General features: G+C 69.7%; 19 protein-coding genes. 11 read left to right on the forward strand and 8 right to left on the reverse strand.

What is annotated here, in order from left to right; genetic code table 11:
• Positions 1-8: 8 nt before the first annotated feature.
• From atpA to ACFVV1_RS03415, 5 genes are all read left to right on the forward strand, one after another.
• The gene (atpA, locus tag ACFVV1_RS03395; protein ID WP_266748597.1) at positions 9-1,580 is read left to right on the forward strand and encodes a F0F1 ATP synthase subunit alpha; all 1,572 of its coding nucleotides are present in this window, start codon (positions 9-11) and stop codon (positions 1,578-1,580) included.
• 3 nt (positions 1,581-1,583) lie between these two features.
• Positions 1,584-2,501 carry a F0F1 ATP synthase subunit gamma gene (locus tag ACFVV1_RS03400; RefSeq protein ID WP_389983674.1) on the forward strand — a complete coding sequence of 306 codons (918 nt, stop codon included), beginning with the start codon at positions 1,584-1,586 and terminating at the stop codon, positions 2,499-2,501.
• A complete protein-coding gene (gene atpD / locus ACFVV1_RS03405) occupies positions 2,501-3,943 on the forward strand; it encodes a F0F1 ATP synthase subunit beta (RefSeq protein ID WP_389983676.1) in 1,443 nt (480 codons plus the stop codon). The genes ACFVV1_RS03400 and atpD overlap by 1 nt, the downstream gene beginning before the upstream one ends.
• Positions 3,944-4,052: 109 nt before the next feature.
• Positions 4,053-4,427: a F0F1 ATP synthase subunit epsilon gene (locus tag ACFVV1_RS03410; protein WP_389983679.1), complete on the forward strand. Its 375-nt coding sequence runs from the start codon at positions 4,053-4,055 to the stop codon at positions 4,425-4,427.
• Positions 4,428-4,568: 141 nt separating this feature from the next.
• Positions 4,569-5,015: a DUF2550 domain-containing protein gene (locus ACFVV1_RS03415; RefSeq protein WP_384454268.1), complete on the forward strand. Its 447-nt coding sequence runs from the start codon at positions 4,569-4,571 to the stop codon at positions 5,013-5,015.
• A 306-nt stretch (positions 5,016-5,321) separates the two neighbouring features.
• On the opposite strand, the gene ACFVV1_RS03420 is transcribed toward ACFVV1_RS03415, so the two are convergent.
• The 3 genes from ACFVV1_RS03420 to ACFVV1_RS03430 all read right to left on the reverse strand — a co-directional run bounded on the left by ACFVV1_RS03420 (position 5,322) and on the right by ACFVV1_RS03430 (position 9,212).
• A complete protein-coding gene (locus tag ACFVV1_RS03420; RefSeq protein WP_389983682.1) occupies positions 5,322-7,199 on the reverse strand; it encodes a glycosyl hydrolase family 18 protein in 1,878 nt (625 codons plus the stop codon).
• A 169-nt stretch (positions 7,200-7,368) separates the two neighbouring features.
• Positions 7,369-8,019, reverse strand: coding sequence for a response regulator (locus tag ACFVV1_RS03425; protein WP_389983686.1), 651 nt, complete (start codon positions 8,017-8,019; stop codon positions 7,369-7,371).
• Positions 8,016-9,212 carry a sensor histidine kinase gene (locus ACFVV1_RS03430; protein WP_389983690.1) on the reverse strand — a complete coding sequence of 399 codons (1,197 nt, stop codon included), beginning with the start codon at positions 9,210-9,212 and terminating at the stop codon, positions 8,016-8,018. The genes ACFVV1_RS03425 and ACFVV1_RS03430 overlap by 4 nt, the downstream gene beginning before the upstream one ends.
• 151 nt (positions 9,213-9,363) lie before the next feature.
• Between ACFVV1_RS03430 and ACFVV1_RS03435 the strand changes: the two genes are divergently transcribed.
• Positions 9,364-9,906 carry a hypothetical protein gene (locus ACFVV1_RS03435; protein WP_389983693.1) on the forward strand — a complete coding sequence of 181 codons (543 nt, stop codon included), beginning with the start codon at positions 9,364-9,366 and terminating at the stop codon, positions 9,904-9,906.
• A gap of 53 nt (positions 9,907-9,959) precedes the next feature.
• Here ACFVV1_RS03435 and ACFVV1_RS03440 read toward each other — a convergent pair whose 3' ends face one another.
• Positions 9,960-10,532, reverse strand: coding sequence for a cob(I)yrinic acid a,c-diamide adenosyltransferase (locus tag ACFVV1_RS03440; RefSeq protein WP_389983696.1), 573 nt, complete (start codon positions 10,530-10,532; stop codon positions 9,960-9,962).
• Positions 10,533-10,822: 290 nt separating this feature from the next.
• Here ACFVV1_RS03440 and ACFVV1_RS03445 point away from each other — a divergent pair, with 290 nt between their 5' ends.
• The 3 genes from ACFVV1_RS03445 to ACFVV1_RS03455 all read left to right on the forward strand — a co-directional run bounded on the left by ACFVV1_RS03445 (position 10,823) and on the right by ACFVV1_RS03455 (position 14,989).
• Positions 10,823-11,671, forward strand: a complete 849-nt coding sequence (locus ACFVV1_RS03445; protein ID WP_389983698.1) for a 3-hydroxyacyl-CoA dehydrogenase family protein — start codon at positions 10,823-10,825, stop codon at positions 11,669-11,671.
• Positions 11,672-11,905: 234 nt separating this feature from the next.
• Positions 11,906-12,229 carry an STAS domain-containing protein gene (locus tag ACFVV1_RS03450; RefSeq protein ID WP_389983700.1) on the forward strand — a complete coding sequence of 108 codons (324 nt, stop codon included), beginning with the start codon at positions 11,906-11,908 and terminating at the stop codon, positions 12,227-12,229.
• Between the two features lie 231 nt (positions 12,230-12,460).
• Positions 12,461-14,989, forward strand: a complete 2,529-nt coding sequence (locus ACFVV1_RS03455; RefSeq protein WP_389983702.1) for an ATP-binding protein — start codon at positions 12,461-12,463, stop codon at positions 14,987-14,989.
• 142 nt (positions 14,990-15,131) lie between these two features.
• On the opposite strand, the gene nucS is transcribed toward ACFVV1_RS03455, so the two are convergent.
• Positions 15,132-15,803, reverse strand: a complete 672-nt coding sequence (gene nucS, locus ACFVV1_RS03460) for an endonuclease NucS (RefSeq protein WP_389983705.1) — start codon at positions 15,801-15,803, stop codon at positions 15,132-15,134.
• A gap of 261 nt (positions 15,804-16,064) precedes the next feature.
• Between nucS and ACFVV1_RS03465 the strand changes: the two genes are divergently transcribed.
• Positions 16,065-16,457, forward strand: coding sequence for an SCO5389 family protein (locus tag ACFVV1_RS03465; protein WP_030971516.1), 393 nt, complete (start codon positions 16,065-16,067; stop codon positions 16,455-16,457).
• A gap of 280 nt (positions 16,458-16,737) precedes the next feature.
• Here the strand turns inward: ACFVV1_RS03465 and ACFVV1_RS03470 are convergent, their stop codons facing one another.
• Complete coding sequence (locus ACFVV1_RS03470; protein WP_389983708.1) at positions 16,738-17,781, reverse strand: LLM class flavin-dependent oxidoreductase; 1,044 nt, start codon at positions 17,779-17,781, stop codon at positions 16,738-16,740.
• A 210-nt stretch (positions 17,782-17,991) separates the two neighbouring features.
• Between ACFVV1_RS03470 and ACFVV1_RS03475 the strand changes: the two genes are divergently transcribed.
• Positions 17,992-18,321 carry an ATP/GTP-binding protein gene (locus tag ACFVV1_RS03475; RefSeq protein ID WP_389983710.1) on the forward strand — a complete coding sequence of 110 codons (330 nt, stop codon included), beginning with the start codon at positions 17,992-17,994 and terminating at the stop codon, positions 18,319-18,321.
• A 29-nt stretch (positions 18,322-18,350) separates the two neighbouring features.
• Here ACFVV1_RS03475 and ACFVV1_RS03480 read toward each other — a convergent pair whose 3' ends face one another.
• Both ACFVV1_RS03480 and ACFVV1_RS03485 read right to left on the reverse strand, forming a co-directional pair.
• The gene (locus ACFVV1_RS03480; RefSeq protein ID WP_389983713.1) at positions 18,351-19,229 is read right to left on the reverse strand and encodes an ABC transporter permease subunit; all 879 of its coding nucleotides are present in this window, start codon (positions 19,227-19,229) and stop codon (positions 18,351-18,353) included.
• Positions 19,226-20,389 (reverse strand): ABC transporter ATP-binding protein, encoded by a 1,164-nt coding sequence (locus tag ACFVV1_RS03485; RefSeq protein ID WP_389983716.1) that lies wholly within the window; start codon positions 20,387-20,389, stop codon positions 19,226-19,228. The genes ACFVV1_RS03480 and ACFVV1_RS03485 overlap by 4 nt, the downstream gene beginning before the upstream one ends.
• Positions 20,390-20,554: the final 165 nt, after the last annotated feature.

Here is a 20,554-nt window from a genome sequence, read left to right on the forward strand (position 1 = left end):
GAACCCAGATGGCGGAGCTCACGATCCGGCCGGAGGAGATCCGGGATGCGCTGGAGAACTTTGTCCAGTCGTACAAGCCGGACGCGGCCTCGCGCGAGGAGGTCGGTACGGTCAGCGTTGCCGGCGACGGCATCGCGAAGGTCGAGGGTCTTCCCTCGGCCATGGCGAACGAGCTGCTGAAGTTCGAGGACGGCACCCTCGGTCTCGCCCTCAACCTCGAGGAGCGCGAGATCGGTGCGATCGTTCTCGGCGAGTTCAGCGGTATCGAAGAGGGCCAGCCGGTGCAGCGCACCGGTGAGGTGCTCTCCGTCGGTGTGGGCGAGGGCTACCTCGGCCGCGTCGTCGACCCGCTCGGCAACCCGATCGACGGTCTCGGCGAGATCGCGACCGACAGCCGCCGCGCCCTCGAGCTGCAGGCCCCTGGCGTCATGGTCCGTAAGTCGGTGCACGAGCCGATGCAGACCGGCTACAAGGCCGTCGACGCCATGGTGCCGATCGGCCGCGGCCAGCGTCAGCTGATCATTGGCGACCGTCAGACGGGTAAGACCGCTCTGGCCGTCGACACGATCATCAACCAGCGCGACAACTGGCGCTCGGGCGACGTGAACAAGCAGGTGCGTTGCATCTACGTCGCCATCGGTCAGAAGGGTTCCACCATCGCCTCCGTGCGTGGTGCCCTGGAAGAGGCCGGCGCGCTCGAGTACACGACCATCGTCGCCGCCCCGGCGTCCGACCCGGCCGGCTTCAAGTACCTTGCGCCGTACACCGGTTCGGCCATCGGCCAGCACTGGATGTACCAGGGCAAGCACGTCCTGATCATCTTCGACGACCTCTCGAAGCAGGCCGACGCCTACCGCGCCGTGTCGCTTCTGCTGCGCCGTCCGCCGGGCCGTGAGGCATACCCGGGCGACGTCTTCTACCTCCACTCGCGTCTGCTGGAGCGCTGCGCCAAGCTCTCCGACGACATGGGTGCCGGTTCGATGACGGGCCTCCCGATCGTCGAGACCAAGGCGAACGACGTGTCGGCGTTCATTCCGACCAACGTCATCTCCATCACCGACGGTCAGTGCTTCCTGGAGTCCGACCTGTTCAACGCCGGCCAGCGTCCGGCCCTGAACGTCGGTATCTCGGTCTCCCGTGTCGGTGGCTCTGCCCAGCACAAGGCGATGCGCCAGGTCTCCGGCCGACTCCGTGTCGACCTCGCCCAGTACCGCGAGCTGGAGGCGTTCGCCGCCTTCGGTTCCGACCTGGACGCGGCCTCGAAGGCGTCGCTGGAGCGCGGTAAGCGCATGGTCGAGCTGCTGAAGCAGCCGCAGTACGCTCCGTTCCCGGTCGAGGAGCAGGTCGTCTCCGTCTGGGCCGGCACCACCGGCAAGATGGACGACGTCCCGGTCGAGGACATCCGTCGCTTCGAGAGCGAGCTGCTGGAGTACCTGCGCCGTGAGCGCAAGGACCTCCTGACCAGCATCGCCGAGGGCGCCAAGATGTCCGACGACACGCTGCAGTCGATCGCCGACGCGATCGCCGCCTTCAAGCAGCAGTTCGAGACCTCGGACGGCAAGCTTCTGGGCGAGGGCTGATCGATGGGCGCTCAGCTTCGCGTTTACAAGCGCCGCATCCAAGCCGTCACCGCGACCAAGAAGATCACCAAGGCGATGGAGATGATCGCCGCCTCGCGCATCGTCAAGGCGCAGCGCAAGGTGACGGCGTCGATGCCGTACGCAACCGAGCTCACCCGTGCGGTGACCGCGGTGGCGACCGGCTCCACCACCAAGCACCCGCTCACCACCGAGGCCGAGTCCCCGGTCCGCGCCGCGGTTCTGCTCATCACGAGCGACCGCGGTCTGGCCGGCGGCTACTCCTCCAACGCCATCAAGGCGGCGGAGCGGCTCCGGGAGCGGCTCGCAGGTGAGGGCAAGGAGGTCGACACGTACATCGTCGGCCGCAAGGGTGTCGCTTACTACGGCTTCCGCGAGCGCAAGGTCGCAGACTCCTGGACCGGCTTCACCGACAGCCCGTCGTATGCGGATGCCAAGAACGTCGCTGCGCCGCTGATCGAGGCCGTCCAGAAGGAATCGGCCGAGGGCGGCGTCGACGAACTGCACATCGTCTTCACCGAGTTCGTGTCGATGATGACGCAGAACGCGGTCGACGACCGGATGCTGCCGCTTTCGCTCGACAAGGTTGCTGAAGAGAGCGGTACGAAGGGCGAGATCCTTCCGCTGTTCGACTTCGAGCCGTCGCAGGAGGACGTTCTCGACGCCCTCCTGCCGCGCTACGTCGAGAGCCGTATCTACAACGCACTGCTGCAGGCTGCCGCTTCCGAGCACGCCGCCCGCCGCCGCGCGATGAAGTCGGCGACCGACAACGCCGGGGATCTCATCAAGAGCCTCTCCCGGCTTGCCAACGCGGCCCGCCAGGCCGAAATCACCCAGGAAATCAGCGAGATCGTCGGCGGTGCAGGTGCGCTGGCCGACGCGTCCGCGGGGAGTGACAAGTAATGACGACGACAGTTGAGACGGCCGCTGCCACGGGCCGCGTCGCCCGGGTCATCGGCCCGGTCGTCGACGTGGAGTTCCCCGTCGACGCGATGCCGGAGATCTACAACGCCCTGCACGTCGAGGTGGCGGACCCGGCCGAGGACGGCGCCCGCAAGACGCTGACCCTCGAGGTCGCCCAGCACCTGGGCGACGGCCTGGTCCGCGCGATCTCGATGCAGCCCACCGACGGTCTGGTCCGCCAGGCTCCGGTGACCAACACGGGTGCGGGCATCACCGTCCCGGTCGGTGACATCACCAAGGGCAAGGTGTTCAACACCCTCGGTCAGATCCTGAACGAGCCGGAGGCCGAGGCGCAGATCACCGAGCGCTGGCCGATCCACCGCAAGGCCCCGGCCTTCGACCAGCTCGAGTCCAAGACCGAGATGTTCGAGACCGGCCTGAAGGTCGTCGACCTGCTGACCCCGTACGTCAAGGGCGGCAAGATCGGTCTGTTCGGTGGTGCGGGCGTCGGCAAGACGGTCCTCATCCAGGAAATGATCATGCGTGTGGCGAAGCTGCACGAGGGTGTGTCGGTGTTCGCCGGTGTCGGTGAGCGCACCCGTGAGGGCAACGACCTCATCGACGAGATGACCGACTCGGGCGTCCTGGACAAGACCGCGCTGGTCTTCGGCCAGATGGACGAGCCGCCGGGCACCCGTCTGCGGGTCGCGCTGTCCGCCCTGACCATGGCGGAGTACTTCCGCGATGTGCAGAAGCAGGACGTGCTGCTCTTCATCGACAACATCTTCCGCTTCACGCAGGCCGGTTCCGAGGTCTCCACGCTGCTCGGCCGTATGCCGTCCGCAGTGGGTTACCAGCCGACCCTGGCCGACGAGATGGGTGTGCTCCAGGAGCGCATCACCTCGACGCGTGGTCACTCGATCACCTCGATGCAGGCGATCTACGTCCCCGCGGACGACCTGACCGACCCGGCCCCGGCCACCACGTTCGCCCACCTCGACGCGACGACGGTTCTCTCCCGTCCGATCTCCGAGAAGGGCATCTACCCGGCCGTGGACCCGCTGGACTCCACGTCCCGCATCCTGGACCCGCGCTACATCACGCAGGAGCACTACGACGCGGCCAGCCGTGTCAAGGGAATCCTGCAGAAGTACAAGGACCTCCAGGACATCATTGCGATCCTCGGTATCGACGAGCTGGGCGAGGAGGACAAGCTCGTTGTCCACCGTGCCCGTCGCGTCGAGCGCTTCCTGTCGCAGAACACCCACGCCGCCAAGCAGTTCACCGGCCTGGACGGTTCGGACGTGCCGCTCGACGAGTCGATCGCCGCGTTCAACGCGATCTGCGACGGTGAGTACGACCACTTCCCGGAGCAGGCGTTCTTCATGTGCGGCGGCATTGATGACCTCAAGGCCAAGGCCAAGGAGCTCGGCGTCTCCTGAGCCCATGGCTCACCGAGGGGGGCGGGTGCGTCCAGTCCCCCTCACCACGCCCCGTAGAATTGACCCAACACCCGGCATGACCGCCGGGTGGTGACCCGAGGAGCCACCCTTGGCTGCTGAGCTGCACGTCGAGCTGGTCGCCGCGGACCGCAGTGTCTGGTCCGGCGAGGCCACCCTGGTCGTCGCGCGCACCACGTCCGGCGACATCGGCGTCATGCCCGGTCACCAGCCGCTTCTGGGTGTGCTGGAATCGGGCCCGGTGACGATCCGTACGAGCGACGGTGGGACCGTGATCGCCGCTGTGCACGGCGGTTTCATCTCGTTCGCGGACGACAAGCTCTCGCTGCTCGCGGAGATCGCGGAGCTGGCGGACGAGATCGATATCCAGCGCGCCGAGCGTGCGCTGGAGCGTGCGAAGTCGGACACGGACGCCGCCTCCGAGCGGCGCGCCGAAGTGCGACTGCGTGCGGTGGCGGTGCGCTAGCGCACCGCGACAACGTAGCTTTACCCTCAGCCGCGGCCCGAGCTGGAGACCACTCCAGACCGTGCCGCGGCTGAGGCGATGCAGGTGCGGTTGTAGTTCTGGCGGTATCCGTTACTCGACGACGCGAGGAGGTCGGTGGAGATGTTCCTCGCGCTGTGGGTGGGCGGGCTGGTCGTCGCACTGGTCGCGGTTGGACTCTTCGTCTTCGGTCTGCGCCGGCGGCTGATTCAGCGCTCCGGTGGGACCTTCGACTGCAGCCTGCGATGGAATGTGCCGGAGGAGCCCGATCTCTCGGGCAAGGGCTGGGTGTACGGGGTCGCCCGGTACAGCGGAGACCGGATCGACTGGTTCCGGGTCTTCTCGTACGCTCTCCGCCCGCGCCGGGGCCTGGAGCGTTCCGCGATCGAGGTGGTCGCCCGTCGGCTGCCTGAGGGCGAGGAGGAGCTGGCTCTCCTGTCGGACGCCGTGGTGCTCGGCTGTCTTCATCGTGGGACCCGCCTGGAGCTGGCCATGAGCGAGGACGCGCTGACCGGATTCCTCGCCTGGCTGGAGGCGGCTCCGCCCGGCCAGCGGGTCAACGTGGCTTAGACCGACCGGCAAATGGAGGGCGGCGTCGCGGGGCTGGGCACGCACATCTGCCGCGTTGTCGTCAATCACCATGGCTCCTTCCCCAAGCTCTCGGCTTCGCTCGAGCAGGGGAGACCCCATCTGCCTCAGTCCTCCGCCTTGCAGCTGCACGCACCCAGCCCCGCTCCTTCTCCCACCCTCCATTTGCCGGTCGGTCTTAGACCGGTCGGTCTTCAACAGGGGAAGCACGCGAAAGGCCGGGGAGACAGGGGGCGGACCTGTCTCCCCGGCTGCTTTTCGGGGTGGTGCGCGGTACTGAGTGGGGGACTACTTCAGACCGCTGCTGATCGCGCCGACGAGTTCGCCGTTGCTGGTGTCACCGCTGAACTCCCAGAAGAACGCGCCTCCCAGGCCCTGGCCCTTCGCCCAGGTCATCTTGGTGGCGATGGTGGCCGGGGTGTCGTAGCTCCACCAGTTGGTGCCGCAGTGCGCGTACGCCGTACCGGCGACGGTGCCGGTCGCGGGGCAGCTGTTCTTCAGGACCTTGTAGTCCTCGATGCCGGCCTCGTACGTGCCGGGGGCCGCTCCGGTGGCGGTGCCGCCGGGCGCGTCCTGGGTGACGCCGGTCCAGCCGCGGCCGTAGAAGCCGATGCCGAGCAGCAGCTTCGAGGCCGGGACGCCCTGCGTCTTCAGCTTGGCGATGGCGTCGGCGGAGTTGAAGCCGGCCTGCGGGATGCCGCTGTAGGAGGTGAGCGGGGAGTGCGGGGCGGTCGGGCCCTTCGCGTCCCAGGCACCGAAGAAGTCGTACGTCATCACGTTGTACCAGTCCAGCGACTGGGCGGCGCCCGCGTAGTCGGTGGCGTCGATCTTGCCACCGGCGGAGGCGTCGGCGGTGATGGCGGCCGTCACCAGGTTGTTGCTGCCGAACTTCGTGCGCAGCGCCGAGGTGATGCCCTTCAGTGCGGCCGGGCCGCTGGTGTCACACGTCAGCCCACAGGCGTTGGGGTACTCCCAGTCGATGTCGATGCCGTCGAAGACATCGGCCCAGCGGGGGTCCTCGACCAGGTCGTAGCAGGACTGGGCGAACGCGGCCGGGTTCTTCGCGGCCTCACCGAAGCCGCCGGACCAGGTCCAGCCGCCGAAGGACCACAGGACCTTGATGTTCGGGTACTTCGCCTTGAGCTTGCGCAGCTGGTTGAAGCTGCCGCGCAGTGGCTGGTCCCAGGTGTCGGCGACGCCGTCGACGGACTTGTCGGCGGTGTACGCCATGTCGTAGTCGGCGTAGGAGTCACCGATCGCGCACTTGCCGCCGGTCACATTGCCGAAGGCGTAGTTGATGTGCGTGATCTTCGCGGCCGAACCCGAGGTGTCCAGGTTCTTGACGTGGTAATTCCGGCCGTAGACACCCCAGTCGGTGAAGTATCCGAGGTTGACCTTGCCACCGGTGCCGGGGTCGGGATTGCCACCGCCACCGGTGGTGTGGACCTTGACCGCGCCGCTGACCGGACCGGTCTGGTCAGCGGTGTCACGGGCCTGCACGGTGTACGAGTAGTCCGTGCCCGCGGTGAGACCGGTGTTGGTGTACGTCGCAGCGGTGACCGTGGCGACGACGGCGCCGTCGCGCAGCACGTCGTAGTTCTTGATGCCGTTGTCGTCGGTCGCCGCGGTCCAGCTCAGCTTGACCGAGGTGTCGGTGATGTTGCTCGCGGTGGGGGTGCCCGGGGCGGAGGGGGCGTTGTCGCCGGGGACGCTGCCGCCGTCGCAGGAGGCGCCGTTCAGTTTGCAGCCGGTGGGGGCGCCGGAGCCGGTGCCGTTGAAGCCGAAGGAGACGCTGGCGCCCGGTGCGACCGAGCCGTTCCAGCCGACGTTCTTGGCGGTCCAGTGGGTTCCGGAGCTGGTGACGGTGGCGTCCCAGGCGGAGCCTACCGCGGTGCCCGAGGGGAAGTCCCACTCGATGGTCCAGGAGGAGAGGGCGGTGGTGCCGGTGTTCTTCACCGTCCACTGGCCCTCGAAGCCGCTGCCCCAGTCGGACTTCTTGAGGTACGTGGCGGTTGCCGAGGTGGCGGCTTCGGCGGGGGAGGCCAGGCCGACCATCGCGGCGAGTGGGAGAAGCAGTGCGGTGAGGCCCGCGACGGCTCTGGATCTGGTGGCTCTGCCGGTCCCGAATCCGAATCGGGGCCGGCGTAGGGGGGTTTCAGTGCTCAACGGTGCTCCTCGGGTGAGGTCCGGACAAACGGGGGTGGTCCGTGGACTGCAAACCCTGCGCCGCCCTGAGTGCGCCTTGTCATGGCGCACTCACCGCAGTGTGCTCGGTGAGATTAAGAAGGTCTGGACCAATCGTCAAGAGGTCCAGACCAAAGTTCGGAGCTAAACCTCAGATGCCCAACTCCTGCGCAAGTACTGCCGCCTGGACCCGGCTGCGCAGCTCCAGCTTGCCCAGCAACCTGCTGACGTGCGTCTTGACGGTCGCCTCGGCCATCGAGAGCCGGACCGCGATCTCGGCATTCGACAGCCCCGCGCCCAGACAGCCGAGCACTTCCCGCTCCCGCCGGGTGAGCGCGTCGAGCACCGCCGGATCGGGCGCGTTCACCGACCGTACGGGGGTGGTCCCCGCGAACTCCGCGATCAGACGCCGCGTCACGGCCGGGGCGATCAGCCCTTCGCCGCGTGCCACCGTACGTACCGCTTCGAGCAGATCACGCGCATCGGTGTTCTTGAGCAGGAAGCCCGCTGCCCCTGCCCGCAACGCCCCGAAGACGTACTCGTCCAGGTCGAAGGTCGTCAGCACCAGCACGTCCGCGAGATCCTCGGCCACCACCTGTCCGGTCGCCGACACCCCGTCCAGACGCGGCATCTGAATATCCATCAGCACCAGATCGGGCCGCAGCTCGCGCGCCAGCCGCACCGCCTCCTCACCGTCCCCGGCCTCGCCCACGACCTCGATGTCCGGCGCGCTGCGCAGAATGAGCACCAGCCCCGCACGGACGGCCGACTGGTCCTCGGCGACCACCACCCGGATCGTCATGCCCTCACACTCCCTTCCGCCACGGGCAGTTCGGCCCGTACCCGCCAGATCCTCGTTCCATCGCCGGTGCGCACCGAACCCGCCTCGATCGCTCCGCCCAGCAGCGCCACCCGCTCCCGCATGCCCACCAGACCGGCCCCCGACCCGGGCGCGCGCGGCCCGGCACGGTCACCGAACACACTGCTGACCTCCACGGCGAGCAGCGGCCCGGCCCACCCGAGCCGCACCACCACCGGGCCGGGCACGGCGTGCTTGAGCGCGTTCGTCAGCGACTCCTGGACGATCCGGTACGCGGCCAGCTCGACCGGCGCGGGCAGCGGGCCCCGCTCGCCGCGGACGTCCTCGAAGACGCAGGTCAGACCGCTCGCCGCGGCGTTCGTACGGGCCTGCTCGATCAGCGCGTCCAGTGAGGCGAGCGTCGGTGAGGCGCTCGGCTCCGGGTTCGCGCCGCCGGTACGCAGCAGCCCGATCAGCCGGCGCATCTCGGCGAGACCCTCGACGCTGTTCTCGCGGATCACGCCCAGCGCCTCGCGCGAGGTGTCCGGCTCGTCGATGGAGAGCGCGGCGGTGGAGTGGATGGCGATGGCGGAAAGATGGTTGGCCACCATGTCGTGCAGCTCGCGGGCCATCCGGGTGCGCTCGGCGGTCACCGCCTGCGTACGGTCCATCTCGGACAGCAGCGCGGTCTGATCGGCGCGCAGCAGGGCGGCCTCGGCGGCGTCGCGGTGGTTGCGGACGCTGACCCCGGTGATGGCGGGCCCGAACGAGACCACCCCGGTGATGACGCCGATGAGCAGCGCCTGGGGATTGCGGAACCACGCCAGGAACCCGATCGTGACCGCGACCGTGATCAGGAAGGTGGTCACCGGGATGCGACGGGCGGCGGACGGTGTCCCGTACAGCACGGCCGCGTACATCAGGTCGGTGAACATCATCACCGTCGCCAGATTCCCGACCGTGAACTGGTCCGCGACCAGCGCGAGCGTGCCGATGACCAGCGCCGCCTGCGGGGCGTTCCTGCGTACCAGTTCGAGCCCCGAGACGACGGCGAGCGGCAGCAGGGAGACCCACGGAGCGACGAAGGTCCGGTCGCCCTGCATGTGCAGCCCGAGCACCCACAGGAACAGACCGCCGAAGAGACCGGTGGCGGCAATGAGCACGTCGTGGCGGTGCGGCCGGGCGAAGGAGAACACCCTCCCATCCAACACGGCGGCCCGGCCCCGGACCTCCCTACCGGGGGTGAGGCACGAGTACATCGAAGGATGCAGTCGCGGTTCGTCACTGCCGACGACGATTTTGGGCACCTCGGCCGGAAGGCTGGAGGCAACGGGAAGGAGAAGTGCCGTGATCGTCACGCTGATCGTGCTCTGCGAAGTCGCCTTCTGGGTGCTGCTGGCCGCGGGGCTCGCGCTGCGGTACCCGGCGAAGAAGCCGCGCCTGGGAGCGGCCGTGCTGCTGTGTGAGCCCCTGCTGGAGGTCGTGCTCCTGGTGGTGACGGCCATCGACCTGAAGAACGGGGCCGAGCCCGACTGGAAGCACGGGCTCGCCGCGGTCTACATCGGCTTCACGGTGGGGCTCGGCCACTCCACGATCCGGTGGGTGGACGCCCGGGTCGCCCACCGTTTCGCGGGCGGCCCGCCGCCGGTGAAGCCGCCGAGATACGGGATGGCCCGGGCGGTACACGAGTGGCGGGTCGCGGCGCGCTGGACGGTCGCGGCGACGGTCGCGCTGGCGCTGCTCCAGGCGGCGGTCTGGTACGTGGGCGGGGACGGCGACGTGACGTCGCTCCAGGCGTGGCAGCAGAAGATGCTGTTCGTGATCGGGATCAACGTGGTCATCGCGGGGAGCTACACGGTGTTCCCGAAACGGGAGCCGGCGGGGCGCTGAGAGGCCGGACGGGCTCGGGACCGCACCCGTCCGGCGCCTTCGGCACGCCGCGGCTACCGCTCGCCGCCCGGTACCCACAGCACGTCGCCGACCTCCTTGTTCGCCGTCCTCGCGAGGATGAACAGCAGGTCGGAGAGCCGGTTGAGATACGTCGCCGTCAGCGCGTTCATCACCTCGCCGTGCACCTCCAGCGCCGCCCACGTGGACCGCTCCGCCCGCCGGACCACGGTGCACGCCTGGTGCAGCAGCGCCGCCCCCGGCGTACCGCCCGGCAGGATGAAGCTGCGCAGCTTCTCCAGCTGTTCGAGGAAGTGGTCGCAGTCCGCCTCCAGCTTGTCGACGTAACTCTGCTCGACCCGCAGCGGCGGGTGCTTCGGGTTCTCGACGACCGGCGTCGACAGATCCGCGCCCACGTCGAACAGGTCGTTCTGCACACGGACGAGAACCTTCACGACGTCCTCGGAGAGCTGCCCGAGCGCGATCGCGGTACCGATGACGGCATTGGCCTCATTGGTGTCGGCGTACGCGGAGATCCGTAGATCGGTCTTGGCGGTCCGGCTCATGTCGCCGAGGGCGGTGGTGCCCTGATCGCCGGTGCGGGTGTAGATACGTGTCAGATTGACCATGCTGCCAGCCTAGTGACGCGACGGGGCAAAGCCTGCCGGGAGGGGCACTGGTCACGCACCGGCCCGGCGGAGGACGCCCGCGGTGCGAGAAGGTCCTCAACTGCGCCCGGAGCGCCGCCGAATGACGTGTCCCGGTGTGATGTCCGTCATGTGAGACGTGACGCGCATCTCTTCACGGCCCCAGGGCCCCTCGCGGGTACTAATCTCCGCCGGAGAGCATGTGAACAAGCGTGAGGACCGGCCGTGCAGGGACCAGCTGCAGAGGCGAACAGAAACCGAGAGGTGTACACGTGGCCAGGAAGCTCGCCGTCATCGGAGCCGGACTCATGGGATCCGGCATCGCGCAGGTCTCCGCCCAGGCGGGTTGGGACGTCGTGCTGCGTGATGTCACCGACGAGGCCCTGACCCGTGGACGCGACGGCATCAAGGCCTCGTACGACAAGTTCGTCTCCAAGGGGAAGCTGGCGGCGGCCGACGCCGATGCCGCGCTCGCCCGCATCACCACCACCACCGACCTCGACGCGGTCGCCGACGCGGATGTCGTCGTCGAGGCCGTCTTCGAGAAGCTGGAGGTCAAGCACGAGATCTTCCGGGCCCTCGACAAGATCGTCCGGGACGACGCCGTGCTCGCCTCCAACACCTCCGCCATCCCGATCACGAAGATCGCGGCCGTGACGGAGCGCCCCGAGCGGGTCGTCGGTGTGCACTTCTTCTCGCCGGTCCCCATGATGCAGCTCTGCGAACTCGTACGCGGCTACAAGACCAGCGACGAAACCCTCGCTGCCGCACGGGAGTTCGCCGAGTCCGTCGGCAAGACCTGCATCGTCGTGAACCGCGATGTGGCCGGCTTCGTCACCACCCGGCTGATCTCGGCGCTCGTCGTCGAGGCCGCCAAGCTGTACGAGTCGGGCGTCGCCTCGGCCGAGGACATCGACACCGCCTGCAAGCTGGGCTTCGGCCACGCCATGGGGCCCCTGGCCACGGCGGACCTGACCGGCGTCGACATCCTGCTCCACGCGACGAGCAACATCTACACCGAGTCGCAGGACGAGAAGTTCGCCGCGCCGGAGCTGATGCGCCGGATGGTGGATGCAGGTGACATCGGCCGCAAGAGCGGGCAGGGCTTCTACACGTACTGATCGTTTTCGGTCCTCCGGTTGCCTGATCTGCCGTCGGTCAGGCCCGGAGACCGGGGGGAGTTACCCGGAATCAGCGGATCCGCGCGGATCCGCGCCGGGCCTCGGTCACTCCACGGAGTGAATTCGGTATCGGTTCGCTTACAGACGGCAACTTCCCTGTCGCTGCCGCAGTCAGTTGGGGAAAGACAGAACAGACAGACGAACCTTGCTACGGAGTATTCCCGGGGAGCGCATATGCACATCAGGGGCGACCACGCCGAGCTGGTCGTCGGAGGCCGCCTCGACGTCCGAAGCGCGGCGGACGCCCGTACGGTCCTGCACTCGGCCCTCGACGACGGGGTCGGCGACCTGGTGCTCGACCTGACCGAGCTGGATTCCTGGGACGCCACCGGACTCGGCGTCATCATGGGCGCGCACCGCCGGGCCGGACGGGCCGGACGACGGCTGGTGCTCCGCGGTGTGCCGCCGCAGATGCAGCGCCTGCTGGTGGCGACCCGGCTGCACCGCATCCTGGCCATCGAAGGCGGGATCGCCGCGGACGCCCTGCCCCGCGTATAGGGGCCGGTCCGGCCCGGCCGCGCGGCGTGACCGGCGGTGCACATTCCGTACGAGAACGCCCGCTTCGGACGGCGTGGCCCCCCGACTGTGCGGGGACACCGTGCGACGGTTTAGGGTTCGGCCGTCCGCCGATTGACGGAACCCACCGGGCGGACACCGGACCAGAAGCGACAGCAGGGCGTGCGAGGCCGGGAGGGGCAATCGTGCGCGACGCGTCTGGGGGCTTTGGCGATGGACCCGACACACCGGGGGCCGGAAGAGTACGGCCGGGACAACGACGGCTTCGGTGAGGCGGACGGCCGGCGCCGGCCGTCCCGCGATGCATCCCCGAGCTCTCAGCTCCGTTCGGGCAGGGGAGGCCCCATTGCGCCGGATTTCGGCCAGCAAACGCCGCAGCAGGCGCGCATCGTCCGGCTCGTATCGGGCGACTACCTCCTCACCGTCAACCCGGTCGACGGCAGCGAGGTCGAGCTGTGCCCGCCGGGGGAGCAGCCCGACCCGCCGGCCCGGCGCACCGCGGCCGAGCGCACCGACCGCGAACGTGCCACCGCACCGCCCGTGCCGCCGGGGCCGCCCGCCCCGCAACTGCCCCTCCTGGAGCGCGCGGAAGAACGCGAACGGCTGGTGCGCCTGCTGGCCCGCGGCCGCTCGGTGCGGCTCACCGGACCGGCCGGATCCGGCCGTACGGCACTGCTGGACGCCGTGGCCGCCGACTGTGCGGACCTCGCGCCGGACGGGGTCGTACGGCTCTGCGGCCACAAGCGGACCGCCACCGACCTGCTGTACGGGCTCTTCGAGGCCGTGTACGAGGCGCCGCTGCACCGGCCCGACCGCGCCGGTCTCCTCGACAGGGTCCGGACCATCGGCGCCGTCGTCGTGCTCGACGACCTTGAATTCGGCGGGGCCGCCCTGGAGGAGCTGCTCGACGCCACGCCCGAGTGCGCCTTCCTGTTCGCGACGACTCCGGATGTCGCCGCACCCACCGCGGACTCGCACCTCGAAGAGGTCTTGCTCGCGGGCCTCGGACGCGGCTCCACGCTCGAGTTGCTGGAGCATGTCGTCGAGCGACCGCTCACCGACGAGGAGGCGAACTGGGCGGGAGACCTCTGGTTCGAGTCGGAGGGGCTGCCGCGCCGCTTCGTCCAGGCGGGAGCCCTGCTGCGCCAGCGCGACATGCTGCGCACCGACCCCGAGGCGTACGACGGCCTCGACTTCCGGTCCGTCGACGCACCCTTCGGGCACGACGAGGACATCGACGGCGTCCACATACCGCTGCCCAGCCTCGGCGAGGGCGCGGCGCCCGCCGCGCTGCTCGCCTCGCGGCTGAGCGGGCCCGCCCGCGACACCCTGCGCTTCGCGGTCGCACTCGGCGGCGAGGTGCCGCACCAGGCGCATCTGCCGGCGCTCGTGGGGGACACCCACGCCGACGCCGCGCTCGGTGAGCTGGCCGGCTGCGGACTGCTCTCCCCGGCCGGCCCCCGCTACCGGCTGGCCGCCGGAGTCGCCGCCCAGCTGGCGGCCGCCGGATACGGCGAGGACACCACCGACCGGGCCCGGACGGCGGCCCAGCACTACGCCTGGTGGGCCGGTCACCCCTCGGTCACCTCCACACGGGTGACCGCCGAGGCCGACGCCGTCGTCGCGGCCATGGCACAGCTTGTCCCCGGCGACGGGGCGGGGCAGACCAGCGCGGCCGTGCTGCTGGCCCGCAGCGCCTCTCCCGCCTTCGCTGCCGGACTGCACTGGGGCGCCTGGGAGAGGGCGCTGCGGCTCGGTCAGGAGGCGGCCAGGATCGCCGGAGAGGTCGCCGAAGAGGCGTATTTCCACCATGAGTTGGGTGTTCTCGCGCTCTGCGCCGGCAATCCGGACCGGGCCAGGGCGGAGCTGGAGACCTCGATCAGCATGCGCGGGGCGCTCGCCGACAAGTCCGGTGCGGTGGTCGGGCGGCGCGCGCTCGCTCTGGTCGCGGACCGTTCCGGTGGCCCGCTGCCGGACGTCCTCGCGCCGGTGGGCGATGAGGTGCCGGTCCCGTGGCCGGAAGAGCCGGTGCGGCCGCCCGTCGGTCCGACGACAGGCGTGACGCAGACGCTGTCGCGGCCGTACGAGGAGGCCACCGCGGTGATAGCCCGGCAGAGCGCCCCCTCGGCCACCGGAGGTGCGCGGGGAGGCCGCCTGGCGGTGCTGGGCAAGGCCCGTCGCAATTCCGTCGCGGCGGGCGCGGGCGTGCTCCTGGCCGGTGTGCTCGGCACGGTGGTGGTGCTGGGGCTGACCTCCGGCGGCGATGCGAAGGGGAATCCGGGGGTCACGAGCGAGGAGTCGGTGGGCCGGGACGACAGCGGGAACGAGGTCCCGGGCGACGGGCCGACGGATGATTCGGCCCCCGCGGGCCCGGCGGCCGGCGGCGGCGTGGAGACGCCGGGCCCGTCGGGCAGCGAGGTCACGCCGAGCGGGAGCGGTACGCCGTCCGGTGGCTCGGCGGAGCCGGGCGACACCCCGTCGTCGGCCGAGCCGTCCAGCGACAAGCCGTCGTCGCACGGGCCGACCGGGCCGAGCAAGTCGCCCAGCCCGACGAAGCCCACGCCGACGAAGCCGAGCAGCCCGCCCCCGAGCCCGTCGGACACCGTCTCCCCGAGCCCGACGGACCCGGCGACCGAGCCCGAGCCGACCGAACCCGACACGTCCGACTCGGCGAGCGGGCCCTCCTTGACGTCGTCGTCACCGGCGGCAGCGAGTGCGGACAGCAGTCCTGCGGTGGTCTGAACCGCCCCCGCAGACGTCGAACGCCGGACGTGACGTACACGTCCGGCGTTCGACGAAGTTCAGGGACGAGGCTCGGAGAAGAAGTTCGCAGACGAAGCTCGAAGGACAGCTTCGAGGGCGTTCCGAGAAGGCGCGGAGAAGGTCAGAACAGCCGCAGCTTGTCGTCCTCGATGCCGCGCAGCGCGTCGTAGTCGAGGATCACACAGCCGATTCCGCGGTCCGTCGCCAGCACCCGCGCCTGCGGCTTGATCTCCTGCGCCGCGAAGATGCCCTTCACGGGGGCGAGATGGGGATCGCGGTTGAGCAGCTCCAGATAGCGGGTCAGCTGCTCCACGCCGTCGATGTCGCCGCGCCGCTTCAGTTCCACGGCCACGGTCTGCCCGTCGGCGTCGCGGCACAGGATGTCGACGGGTCCGATCGCGGTGAAGTACTCACGGCGGATCAGGGTGTAGCCCTCGCCGAGTGTCTCGATCCGGTCGGCGAGCAGTTCCTGCAGATGCGCTTCGACGCCGTCCTTGATGAGGCCCGGGTCGACACCCAGCTCATGGGACGAGTCATGGAGGATTTCCTCCATCGTGATGATCAGTTTCTCGCCCGCTTTGTTCACCACGGTCCAGATGCCCGCGGTGTCGTCCGTGCCCTCCTTGAGGGTGCAGGGCGGTGACATCCAGTTGAGGGGTTTGTACGCCCTGTCGTCGGCGTGGATCGACACGCTCCCGTCCGCCTTCACCAGGATCAGACGGGGAGCGGAGGGCAGGTGGGCCGTGAGCCGGCCGGCGTAGTCCACGGAGCAGCGGGCGATGACGAGACGCATGGTCGGCAACGCTACTCGACGACGGGTGCTCCACGCGATTCTCCCCCCTTCCGCCCGCGATCACCGGGCCGAGGGCTTCCGGCCTTGCCCCTCTTTGCTCCTCTTCGTTATTGGCCGGTTGTGTTCCCAATCTCCTGGTGCGGCCAGGACTGCGCCCTTACGGTGTAAGCAGGAGGTCGCCGTGTGTGCACGCTGCGTCGCCGTCCTCCTTCCCTGCCCGTAAGGCCCCGGCCCGTCGTCGGGGTCGCGAGAGGAGAACCCATGTCGCTCGACGTCTCACCGGCGCTGTTGGAACAGGCCGAGCGAGGCGAGGTCGACGAAGCCGACTTCGTCGACTGCGTCCGGACCTCCCTGCCCTACGCATGGGAGATGATCAGCTCTCTGGTGGCTCAGCTGAAGGTCGACGGCGGAGAGTTCGCCGACAACCAGACGCCCCCGCCGGACGAGCAGGCACGTGGTCAGCTGCTGCGCGCGCTCGCGAGTGATGCGATACGCGGCGCTCTGCAGCGGCACTTCGGGGTGCGTCTGGCATTCCAGAACTGCCACCGCGTCGCGGTGTTCCCGCTGGATGCCTCGGTCGACGAGCGGCTGGCCCGATTCACCTCGGTGAGGGGCCAGTTGCTCAATCAGTCGCCCGAACTACGGGACTGCTAGGGCCTGTCCGGTGGATCAGGGCCGGACAGGGCGCGGCGTCCGGTGCGGTGCATCGCAAGGCGCCGGAGCGTCCTGAAATGGGGCCTCCCCTGCTCGAACGGAGTTGAGAGCCTGGGGAAGGAGCTATTCGGATGTTTCGGCAACGCCGCGAGGTGCCGTGCCAGGCGTCGTGCCCCCGGCCCTGATCCGCCGGACAGGCCCTAACGCTTCTGCTGCCGCTCCGGGCCGCGGGAGATGCAACTGGCTCCGGGGCGGCAGTACCCTTGCCTCTTACGACGTGTCATGTGAGCAGTGGCAGTACTTCGGTGCCCAGCCGCGTTACGTTCTCCTCCGTGGCCGCCAGATCTCCCGAACCCTCCACCAGGAGTGCGAAGCGGGTGATGCCTGTCCGCTCGGCGGTGGCGGCGAGCCGGTCGGCCGCGAGCCGGGGCGGGCCCACCGGATGAAGGCCGCACAGCAGCTCCGTATAGGCGACCGGGTCGCGCATCACCCGGTGCCGGCCGTCGACCGTCACATGGGCGTCCAGGCCCTGTCGCAGCCAGCCGGGCATCGTCTTCACGAGCGTCTCCACGGCGTCCTCGGTACCGTCGGCGATCTGGGCCACCCCTGCGGACACATGTCCGGGTTCCCGGACGCTCTCGGGCGAGCGTCCGGCGGCGAGCGCGGCGGAGCGCCACAGGGCGACCATCTCGGCCTTCTCCTCGTCCCCGCAGTGCATCCCGAGCAGCATCGGCAGACCGTTCTCCGCGGCGAGCCGCACCGTCTTCGGCGAGGTGCACGCGACGACCACCTCGGGGCCGCCAGGGGTCTCGCCGCCGTTCTGGCCGAGCAGTTCGTCGGCCCGGGGGACCACCGCCACCTCGCGGAAGCCGTAGCGCTCCCCGTTGCCCGCGACCCGGGGTTCGGTCAGCCAGCGGAGCAACAGCTCCAAGGACTCCGGGAAGCCCTTCTCGTACGCCTCCAGGCCGCCGCCGAACACCTCCAGATCCACCCAGGGGCCGCCCCGGCCGACGCCGAGCGTGAATCTGCCGCCACTGGTGAGGTGGAGCAGCGCGGCCTGTTCGCCGAGCGCGACCGGATGCTGGGTCGGCAGCACGCTCACCGCCGTACCCACCCGGATTCTCCGGGTGCGGCCGAGCAGCAGCGCGGCCAGCGTGACGGCGGACGGGCAGACCCCGTACGGCACGAAATGATGTTCCGCCAGCCAGACCGAGTCGAGGCCGGATTCCTCCGCGACCTCGGTGGACCGGATCGCGCGGTGCAGCGCTTCACCGGGCCCCTGTCCCGGAAACTGGGCTGCCAGTACGAACGTTCCCACGCGCATCGCCAATTGCCTCCTTGCGGCCGACGCGGGCTCTCCCCTACCCGCAACAACGTCTGACACGTGCCAAAGGCACGGTCCACCGGCAGGTTGTTGCGATTTTCCGGTAACTCACCCCGCCCGGGGCGCCGCCCTGTGCGGTGCCGGACGCGGGGCTCGGCCGAATGGCCCTAGGCTGGACGGAACTGCCCAGCCTGCCCCGTGAGGTGTCACGTGTCCCCGCGCCGCAACCGCCCCCGAGGCGGCGAGAGTCCCCACGACAGCACAGCGGAGCCGGGGGCCCGGTACGGCGGCGGGGGGCGCAGCGAGGAGTGGCGGGGCGAGGAGTGGACGGTACGCCCGGTCAGCGGCGCGAGCGCGGCCGGCAAGAGCTACCGCTGCCCCGGCTGCGACCAGGAGATCCCGTCCGGCGTCCCGCACCTGGTGGCCTGGTCCGAATACGGCGGGATCGACGACCGCAGGCACTGGCACAAGGCCTGCTGGAACGCGAAGGACCGCCGCACCACACAGGTGCAGCGGTCCAGGAACGCGCCTCGGTACTGAGCTCGGCGAGCGGCCGGGCCGGCGAGCGGTCAGACGTCGCGGTTCTCCAGCGTGACGTACGCGCCGAGCATGGCCAGGGAGGTCACCCCGAGCATGATCCACAGAGGACCCCAGCCGGACGGCCCCGATCCGCCGACCGAGGTGCCGTAGAAGGCACTGAGCTGGCTGGGGATCGAGTACTCGAAGAGCGCCTGCTGCAGGCGGGCCAGCGACTTCGTGAACATGAACAGGGCCAGCACGAGCGGCAGCAGCACCACCCCGATCATGATCGTGATCGCACCCGCGGAGTGCCGGATGAGCGCACCGATCGCCAGCGAGAGCAGCCCCAGCGTCGCGATGTAGAGGCCGACGCCGACCGTGGCGCGCAGCCATTCGTCCCCGGTGGGCGCGCTGCCGTCCAGCATGGCCGACTGCACCGCGGCGACCGCCGTGGTCACCACGGTCGTGATCGTGAAGGTGAGCAGGAAGAAGACGATCGCCTTGGCGGTGAGCACCCGGGCACGGCTGGGGCAGGCCGTGAGCGTCGTACGGATCAGGCCCGTGCCGTACTCGGAGGCGATGGTCATCACGCCGAGCGTGATCACACAGATCGAGCCCAGGAGTACGCCGAAGAAGCCGAAGCTCAGCTTCGGGACGGTGTCGATCTGGGCCTTGGTCACGTTGAGCAGGACCGCTGTCGTCACGCCGAAACCGAGGATCAGCACGATCAGGACGCCGAGCGTCCACATCGTGGAGCGCACCGAACGGATCTTGGTCCACTCGGAGGCGAGCGCGTCACCGAGGGTGGCGGCGTGCAGCGGGATCGGTGAGGCGTAGAGCCCGGCCGAGGCGTCCTGCCAGTTCTGCTGCGGGGCATCGGCGGGGGCGGGGGGCTGCTGGTACGGCGCCTGCGGCGGCGGTGTCGTCATCGGGCGTCCTCGCTGGTCTCGCTCTTGGTCAGGTCTGCGGGGGCTGCGGCGGGCGCCGCCGGGGCGGGTGCGACCGGAGCGGCAGGGGCAGCCGGGGCTTCCGCGTACGGGTTCTGTCCGGGCGGCGGCGGGGCGTACCAGCCCTGCTGCGGCATCTCCGGCACCGGCTGCGGCCCGTAGCCGGGCTGCTGGCCGTACCCGTACCCGCCGGGCACCGGCTGCTGCAGCCCCACCTTCTGGTCCGCCGTCGAGCGGTAGTCCACGGCGCCCTGCGTCATCCGCATGTACGCCTCCTCCAGCGAGGCCTGGTGCGGCGAGAGCTCCCACAGCCGGACGTCCGACTCGTGGGCCAGATCGCTGATCCGCGGCAGCTGCAGACCGGTGACCCGCAGGGCCCCGTCCGGCTCAGGCATGACCTGGCCGCCCGCCTCGGTGAGTGCGGCGGTCAGCTTCTCCCGCTGCTCCCGCACACCGTCCGCGACCCGCACCCGGGCGAAGTCGGCCGAGTTGGCGGAGATGAACTCCTTGACGCTCATGTCGGCGAGCAGCTGCCCGCGGCCGATCACGATCAGATGGTCGGCGGTGAGTGCCATCTCACTCATCAGATGGCTGGAGACGAAGACCGTACGGCCCTCCGACGCCAGCGTCTTCATCAGATTGCGGACCCAGAGGATGCCTTCGGGGTCGAGGCCGTTGACCGGCTCGTCGAAGAGCAGCACCTTCGGGTCGCCGAGCAGCGCCGCCGCGATGCCGAGCCGCTGGCCCATGCCGAGCGAGAAGCCCTTGGACCGCTTGCGTGCGACGTCGTGCAGACCGACGACGCCGAGCACCTCGTCGACCCGGGCGGCCGGGATCCCGGCGAGCTGGGCGAGCGAGAGGAGGTGGTTACGGGCGCTGCGGCCGCCGTGCACCGCTTTCGCGTCCAGCAGCGCGCCCACCTGACGCGGGGCGTTCGGCAGGCTGCGGAAGGGGTGGCCGCCGATCGTGACATGACCGGAAGTCGGACGGTCCAGGCCCAGCATCATGCGCATGGTGGTGGACTTGCCCGACCCGTTGGGACCGAGGAATCCGGTGACGGCGCCCGGCCGCACCTGGAAGGAAAGGTTGTGCACGGCCGTCTTCGCACCGTAGCGCTTGGTCAGGCCGACTGCCTCGATCATGCTCCAGCCCCATCGACTTCTGTCTGTCGTCGGGGCCCGGGCCATCAGGCCGCACACCCCCGTAAGAGTTAGGAGGATATCCAGGCCTTGACGGTTCCGGCCAAGTCGTCGCGCGAGCGCATCCCCTGCGTCGGAGCGGACGGAGCGCTTCCGGGGCGGGACACG

The sequence above is a fragment of the Streptomyces sp. NPDC058092 genome (genome assembly GCF_042884935.1).
Lineage (GTDB): Bacteria > Actinomycetota > Actinomycetes > Streptomycetales > Streptomycetaceae > Streptomyces.

Coding starts and splice junctions, on each gene's coding strand:
- atpA (WP_266748597.1), top strand. CDS start 9: ATGGCGGAGCTCACGATCCGGCCGGAGGAGATCCGGGATGCGCTGGAG.
- ACFVV1_RS03400 (WP_389983674.1), top strand. CDS start 1,584: ATGGGCGCTCAGCTTCGCGTTTACAAGCGCCGCATCCAAGCCGTCACC.
- atpD (WP_389983676.1), top strand. CDS start 2,501: ATGACGACGACAGTTGAGACGGCCGCTGCCACGGGCCGCGTCGCCCGG.
- ACFVV1_RS03415 (WP_384454268.1), top strand. CDS start 4,569: ATGTTCCTCGCGCTGTGGGTGGGCGGGCTGGTCGTCGCACTGGTCGCG.
- ACFVV1_RS03425 (WP_389983686.1), bottom strand. CDS start 8,019: ATGACGATCCGGGTGGTGGTCGCCGAGGACCAGTCGGCCGTCCGTGCG.
- ACFVV1_RS03440 (WP_389983696.1), bottom strand. CDS start 10,532: ATGGTCAATCTGACACGTATCTACACCCGCACCGGCGATCAGGGCACC.
- ACFVV1_RS03450 (WP_389983700.1), top strand. CDS start 11,906: ATGCACATCAGGGGCGACCACGCCGAGCTGGTCGTCGGAGGCCGCCTC.
- ACFVV1_RS03455 (WP_389983702.1), top strand. CDS start 12,461: ATGGACCCGACACACCGGGGGCCGGAAGAGTACGGCCGGGACAACGAC.
- nucS (WP_389983705.1), bottom strand. CDS start 15,803: ATGCGTCTCGTCATCGCCCGCTGCTCCGTGGACTACGCCGGCCGGCTC.
- ACFVV1_RS03465 (WP_030971516.1), top strand. CDS start 16,065: ATGTCGCTCGACGTCTCACCGGCGCTGTTGGAACAGGCCGAGCGAGGC.
- ACFVV1_RS03470 (WP_389983708.1), bottom strand. CDS start 17,781: ATGCGCGTGGGAACGTTCGTACTGGCAGCCCAGTTTCCGGGACAGGGG.
- ACFVV1_RS03480 (WP_389983713.1), bottom strand. CDS start 19,229: ATGACGACACCGCCGCCGCAGGCGCCGTACCAGCAGCCCCCCGCCCCC.
- ACFVV1_RS03485 (WP_389983716.1), bottom strand. CDS start 20,389: ATGATCGAGGCAGTCGGCCTGACCAAGCGCTACGGTGCGAAGACGGCC.